This is a genomic window from Streptococcus porcorum, from assembly GCF_053203725.1.
Window position 1 is genome coordinate 1 of the sequence record NZ_JBRUDG010000068.1, and the last position, 1,189, is coordinate 1,189.

The 1,189-nt window shown below is 52.2% G+C and carries 13 tRNA genes; all 13 read right to left on the reverse strand.

The window, feature by feature from the left end:
- Nucleotides 1-3 precede the first annotated feature (3 nt).
- Nucleotides 4-77, reverse strand: a tRNA-Met gene (locus ACVRWY_RS09470).
- A 14-nt stretch (nt 78-91) separates the two neighbouring features.
- Nucleotides 92-181 (reverse strand) — tRNA-Ser (locus ACVRWY_RS09475).
- Between the two features lie 10 nt (nt 182-191).
- A tRNA-Ile gene (locus ACVRWY_RS09480) sits at nt 192-265 on the reverse strand.
- 18 nt (nt 266-283) lie between these two features.
- A tRNA-Met gene (locus ACVRWY_RS09485) sits at nt 284-357 on the reverse strand.
- 10 nt (nt 358-367) lie between these two features.
- Nucleotides 368-441: transfer RNA gene (locus tag ACVRWY_RS09490), tRNA-Pro, on the reverse strand.
- 6 nt (nt 442-447) lie between these two features.
- Nucleotides 448-521 (reverse strand) — tRNA-Arg (locus ACVRWY_RS09495).
- A gap of 10 nt (nt 522-531) precedes the next feature.
- Nucleotides 532-617 (reverse strand) — tRNA-Leu (locus ACVRWY_RS09500).
- Nucleotides 618-627: 10 nt separating this feature from the next.
- Nucleotides 628-699 (reverse strand) — tRNA-Gly (locus tag ACVRWY_RS09505).
- 7 nt (nt 700-706) lie between these two features.
- A tRNA-Thr gene (locus tag ACVRWY_RS09510) sits at nt 707-779 on the reverse strand.
- A 12-nt stretch (nt 780-791) separates the two neighbouring features.
- Nucleotides 792-873: transfer RNA gene (locus tag ACVRWY_RS09515), tRNA-Leu, on the reverse strand.
- 3 nt (nt 874-876) lie between these two features.
- Nucleotides 877-949 (reverse strand) — tRNA-Lys (locus ACVRWY_RS09520).
- Between the two features lie 21 nt (nt 950-970).
- Nucleotides 971-1,043 (reverse strand) — tRNA-Asp (locus ACVRWY_RS09525).
- Nucleotides 1,044-1,063: 20 nt separating this feature from the next.
- A tRNA-Val gene (locus ACVRWY_RS09530) sits at nt 1,064-1,136 on the reverse strand.
- Nucleotides 1,137-1,189: the final 53 nt, after the last annotated feature.

A 1,189-nucleotide genomic window follows, 5' to 3' on the forward strand; every position in this document is an offset into this window, starting at 1 on the left:
TTATTGCGGGAGCAGGATTTGAACCTACGACCTTCGGGTTATGAGCCCGACGAGCTACCTAGCTGCTCCATCCCGCGATATTAAAACAAAAAGGAGGATGTGGGATTCGAACCCACGCACGCTTTTACACGCCTGACGGTTTTCAAGACCGTTCCCTTCAGCCGGACTTGGGTAATCCTCCAAATAAAATATGGACCTTGTAGGACTCGAACCTACGACCGCTCGGTTATGAGCCGAGTGCTCTAACCAGTTGAGCTAAAGGTCCAAAACCATTCATAAATAATAGCGGCGAAGGGGATCGAACCCCCGACCTCCCGGGTATGAACCGGACGCTCTAGCCAGCTGAGCTACACCGCCATTTTCTTCATCGGGAAGACAGGATTCGAACCTGCGACACCTTGGTCCCAAACCAAGTACTCTACCAAGCTGAGCTACTTCCCGAAGTAATGCACCCTAGAGGAGTCGAACCTCTAACCGCCTGATTCGTAGTCAGGTACTCTATCCAGTTGAGCTAAGGGTGCTATTCAATTATGCCGAGGACCGGAATCGAACCGGTACGAAGGTTACCCTTCGCAGGATTTTAAGTCCTGTGCGTCTGCCAGTTCCGCCACCCCGGCTACTAGCTCAAGCGAACGACGGGATTCGAACCCGCGACCCCCACCTTGGCAAGGTGGTGTTCTACCACTGAACTACGTTCGCATATAAATGCCGGCTACATGACTTGAACACGCGACCCTCTGATTACAAATCAGATGCTCTACCAACTGAGCTAAGCCGGCTAACTTCTCTAATGCGGGTTAAGGGACTTGAACCCCCACGCCGTTAAGCGCCAGATCCTAAATCTGGTGCGTCTGCCAATTCCGCCAAACCCGCATATGACCCGTACTGGGCTCGAACCAGTGACCCATTGATTAAAAGTCAATTGCTCTACCAACTGAGCTAACGAGTCATGCCTTCAACTTTCATTGAACGGTCCCGACGGGAATCGAACCCGCGATCTTCGCCGTGACAGGGCGACGTGATAACCGCTACACTACGGGACCTATTGTATTTCTACAACTGATGGGAGTTAACGGGATCGAACCGCTGACCCTCTGCTTGTAAGGCAGATGCTCTCCCAGCTGAGCTAAACTCCCTTTAGCTAAGCGACTTCCCTATCTCACAGGGGGCAACCCCCAACTACATCAGG